Source organism: Pseudomonas sp. P5_B2, from assembly GCF_056400445.1.
Genome location: NZ_JBFULH010000362.1, coordinates 1 through 4,149 on the forward strand (window position 1 = coordinate 1; position 4,149 = coordinate 4,149).

Consider the following 4,149-nt stretch of genomic DNA (forward strand, 5'->3'; position numbering starts at 1 on the left):
GGGCAAGACCCTGAAGGAAATTTCCGAGAAGGGCGCCGATGGCTTCTATAAAGGCTGGGTCGCCGACGCCATTGTCACCTCCAGTCAGGCCAACAAAGGCATCATTACCCAGGCCGACCTCGACAAATACAAAACCCGCGAGCTGGCGCCGATCGAGTGCGACTACCGTGGCTACCACGTGGTCTCGGCTCCGCCGCCAAGTTCCGGCGGGGTGGTGATCTGCGAGATCATGAACATCCTCGAAGGCTACCCGATCAAAGACCTGGGGTATCACTCGGCCCAAGGCATGCACTATCAGATCGAAGCGATGCGCCACGCGTATGTGGACCGCAACAGCTACCTCGGCGACCCGGACTTTGTGAAAAACCCGATCGCGCACCTGCTGGACAAAAACTACGCCACCCAACTGCGCGYCGCGATCCAGCCGCAAAAGGCTGGCGTGTCCAGTGAGATCAAACCCGGGGTAGCGCCCCATGAAGGCAGCAACACCACGCACTACTCCATCGTCGATAAATGGGGCAACGCGGTGTCGGTGACCTACACCCTCAACGACTGGTTTGGCGCCGGTGTCATGGCCAGCAAAACCGGGGTCATCCTCAACGACGAAATGGACGACTTCACTGCGAAAATCGGTGTGCCGAACATGTACGGCCTGGTGCAAGGGGAGGCCAACGCCATCGCCCCTGGCAAAGCGCCGCTGTCGTCGATGAGCCCGACCATCGTCACCAAGGACGGCAAGGTGGTGATGGTCGTCGGCACCCCCGGCGGCAGTCGCATCATCACCGCCACCTTGCTGACCATGCTCAACGTCATCGACTACGGCATGAACATCCAGGAAGCAGTGGACGCACCGCGTTTCCACCAGCAGTGGTTGCCGGAAGAAACCAACCTGGAGACCTTCACCACCAGTCCGGACACGGTGAAGATCCTCGAAAGCTGGGGGCATAAATTTGCCGGGCCACAGGATGCCAACCACGTCGCGGCGATCCTGGTCGGCGCGCCTYCACTGGAAGGCAAGCCGGTCGGCAAAAACCGCTTCTACGGCGCCAACGATCCCCGTCGCAACACCGGGCTGTCGCTTGGCTACTAACGCTTGAGTTTGAAAGGGGGCGGAGCTGTTTTCGTCCCCTGATTCACTGATTGTTCAAGGAGCGAATCATGGCCACTGCGCTGTTAATCATCGACGTCCAGCAAGCACTATGCGCTGGCGAGTACGAGTGCTTTGAAATCAATCGCGTCATCGAAAACATCAACCACATGAGCATCCGTGCCCGGATCGCCGGGGTGCCGGTCGTGTTCATTCAGCACGAAGAAGCGGACGGTCCTCTGATACACAACACCGCTGGCTGGCAACTGGCCGAAGCGCTGGAGAACGCCCCCGAGGATATTCGCTTACGCAAAACCACCCCGGATTCGTTCTACCAGACCCACCTGAAAGACCTGCTGCCGAGAGAGGATTACGAGCGCCTGATCATTTGCGGGCTGCAAACCGACTACTGCGTTAACGCGACCGTGCGCCAGGCGCTGAAACTGGGGTATGACGTGGTGCTGGCGGCGGATGCGCATTCCACCGTCGACAACGGCAATCTAAGCGCCGAAGACATCATCGCCGAGCACAACAAGGATCTCGCACACTTGACCGGTTCAGTGGCGCGGATTGATGTCATGCCGGCGGGTGAGATCCGCATCTGAAACCACTGCCGGATCAACGGACACGAATTGTCATGAAATGAAAAAGCGCTGTCGCCGATTGAAAAATTGAAAACACCCCCGTCTGTAAACTCTTCTCACGAACTGCACTGCAAGCCCCGCAATTCGACGGCTCGACCGCACAGACCTTCAGTCGTAAAGAGAACAACAAAATGAGCGTAGAAAAACTGATCGGCGATCTTCTCGCCGAGCTAATCGGTGTCAGCCCCGACGGCCCATCCAACGAGAGTCCGCAGCAGTACAAAGAGCTGTTCCAGCTCGATCAGGATGTCTTCCATCCGGATTACGTGGCCAACGACCTACGCTTCGGCGTGCTCGAAGAACATTGAGGGTTTGAAAGGGGGCGGATCTATGTTCGTCCCTTGATTTCCCGGCTGCAAAAATCCTGATCCACTCCGCCAGGAAGGCACTCACCACCTCCCGTTGTCATTTTTGTAGACAGCTGTAAGGCGCATTGCCGTCATTGTACTTTTCTTATATCTGAAGGTGTTTCCTCCATGCGTAAGCTACTTTTGCTGGTCATTCTGGCTGTTGTGGTAACAGGCTGCTCCAGCCGTAAAGACTTCTACGCAACCGGCGGGAGCCGTGCGGATGGCTCGATCGATATGGCTTATGATTTCAAACCCTTTGAGACGCCGGTCGTTGACTATAAGCAAGCCGAGTCAATTGCAAACAACAAATGTGCGGTTTGGGGTTACACACGCGCCGAACCTTTCGGTGGGCAAACCCAGAACTGCCAGGTCCGCGATGGCTGGGGTAATTGCACCGCTGGCCAGATGATCGTCAAATATCAATGCATCGGAAACATCACACCGCCTACTCAAGCCTCAGCGTCTACGCTCCCGTCGGTTCCGGTTGGAATGCTGACTCCTGCTCAATACAAGGAATCGCGCGTGAAAGCGTTGATGGATCAACACCTTCCCTATGCCGAGTACCAGAAGCAGTATCAGGCGATCATGGCTGAATAATGCGGTCGACGCTGGTTTATGGTGTGGTTCAGTTTCTCTGAAACTCCCTGGACTGAAAGGGGGACAGATATATTTTCGTCCCTTGATTACCCCACTGCAAAAATCTCAATCAACTCCGCCAGAAACGCACCCACCACCTCCCGTTGCCGCGCCGAATGGCGAACCGCTGCATGGAAGCCAACCTCGTAGCGCAACTGCTCCGTATTCAGTGGATGCAACTGCCCCATCTCTTCATGTTTGGCCGCGTAGTGCTGTGGCAGAAAGCCCAAATGCTGGCCCGACAGAATGAGCAGGGCGGCGCCGTCCATGCTGTCGGTGAGCACCGTCAAGCGCTCGATGGACGTGGGCGCGGGCATTTCCGGCAAGGGGTGGCTGGGCCAGACCCAATCGTAATCGCGTACGTCATCGCGGCTCAGCGCACCCACGTGCTCGAACAGCGGATGCGCCGGTGCGCAGTAGGCGATTTGGGTTTCTTGGAACAACGGGTAGTAATCGATATTGGGCAAGCGGTGCCAGAAATAACCGATGGCCAGATCGATGTGGCCGTTGATGATTTTCTCTTCCAGCAAGGAAGACGACAGTTCGGTGAAGTGGAAGTACAGCCCCTCATGCCGCGAGCGCAGACGGGCAATGGCCAGGGCAATGTTCTTGTTGGCGGACGGATCGATTTGACCGAGCAAGCCGATGTTGATATTCCCCGACACCTTGCGATTGATGTGCTGCACTTCAACCCGAAAGCCCTCGGCCGCCGCCAGTAACCGACGGGCCGCTTCGACAAATTGGCCACCCTTGGGCGTCACCGAAAACCCGCCGCGCCCGCGCTCGCACAAGCGAAATCCCACCCGCGCTTCCAGCGTCGCCAACTGCGCGCTGATGGTGGGTTGCGTGGTATTGAGCGCGGTCTGCGCGGCCGAGATTCCGCCCGCCTCAACGACGGTCAGAAAAACCCGGATCAAACGCAGATCCAGCTCCGATACAGTGCCCAGCATGTGTGCCTCCGAGGTTTGCCACATAGACGCGGGTCTATGTAAACAGTGCGACTGCGATATTTAACTGCCCTGACCAACGCCCTACATTGCAATGAAACCGGCGCTTTGCCCATAAAAACAACAATCTCAGCATAGGAACATTCGTATGTCAGGGTCCTCACAGTCTGCGCACGCCCTCGAATCGAGCAGCGGGTTGGCCATCGAAGGCCACTCGATCGATTACATTCCGGAAAACGAACGTCACGCCAAACTCTGCAGCCAGGGGCCTTTCTGGTTTCTCGGTAACTTCCACTTCTTCACCATCTCCATCGGTTTTGTCGGCCCGAGCCTCGGCTTGTCGGCACTGTGGACGATGCTGGCCGGTGCGCTGGGCATTATGTTCGGCACCATCTTCATGGCCTTTCACGGCTCGCAAGGTCCGGAAATGGGCCTGCCGCAAATGATCCAGTCCCGCGCCCAGTTCGGGTATCGCGGGGTAATCC

General features: G+C 57.3%; 6 protein-coding genes. 5 read left to right on the forward strand and 1 reads right to left on the reverse strand.

The window, feature by feature from the left end; all coding sequences use genetic code 11:
• The 4 genes from ggt to yecR form a co-directional block, all read left to right on the forward strand.
• On the forward strand, positions 1 to 1,090 hold a 1,090-nt coding region (ggt, locus tag AC1DRJ_RS20380; RefSeq protein ID WP_477803734.1), incomplete at its 5' end, for a gamma-glutamyltransferase.
• Between the two features lie 68 nt (positions 1,091 to 1,158).
• On the forward strand, positions 1,159 to 1,692 hold the full coding sequence (locus tag AC1DRJ_RS20385) for a cysteine hydrolase family protein (protein WP_477803735.1): 534 nt from the start codon (positions 1,159 to 1,161) through the stop codon (positions 1,690 to 1,692).
• 170 nt (positions 1,693 to 1,862) lie between these two features.
• Positions 1,863 to 2,039, forward strand: coding sequence for a hypothetical protein (locus AC1DRJ_RS20390; protein ID WP_477803736.1), 177 nt, complete (start codon positions 1,863 to 1,865; stop codon positions 2,037 to 2,039).
• Between the two features lie 168 nt (positions 2,040 to 2,207).
• Complete coding sequence (gene yecR, locus AC1DRJ_RS20395; RefSeq protein ID WP_477803737.1) at positions 2,208 to 2,678, forward strand: YecR family lipoprotein; 471 nt, start codon at positions 2,208 to 2,210, stop codon at positions 2,676 to 2,678.
• A gap of 86 nt (positions 2,679 to 2,764) precedes the next feature.
• Here yecR and AC1DRJ_RS20400 read toward each other — a convergent pair whose 3' ends face one another.
• The gene (locus tag AC1DRJ_RS20400; protein WP_477803738.1) at positions 2,765 to 3,667 is read right to left on the reverse strand and encodes a LysR family transcriptional regulator; all 903 of its coding nucleotides are present in this window, start codon (positions 3,665 to 3,667) and stop codon (positions 2,765 to 2,767) included.
• A 145-nt stretch (positions 3,668 to 3,812) separates the two neighbouring features.
• Here AC1DRJ_RS20400 and AC1DRJ_RS20405 point away from each other — a divergent pair.
• A partial coding sequence (locus AC1DRJ_RS20405; RefSeq protein WP_477803739.1) for a cytosine permease occupies positions 3,813 to 4,149 on the forward strand: 337 nt, incomplete at its 3' end.

Coding starts and splice junctions, on each gene's coding strand:
- AC1DRJ_RS20385 (WP_477803735.1), top strand. CDS start 1,159: ATGGCCACTGCGCTGTTAATCATCGACGTCCAGCAAGCACTATGCGCT.
- AC1DRJ_RS20390 (WP_477803736.1), top strand. CDS start 1,863: ATGAGCGTAGAAAAACTGATCGGCGATCTTCTCGCCGAGCTAATCGGT.
- yecR (WP_477803737.1), top strand. CDS start 2,208: ATGCGTAAGCTACTTTTGCTGGTCATTCTGGCTGTTGTGGTAACAGGC.
- AC1DRJ_RS20400 (WP_477803738.1), bottom strand. CDS start 3,667: ATGCTGGGCACTGTATCGGAGCTGGATCTGCGTTTGATCCGGGTTTTT.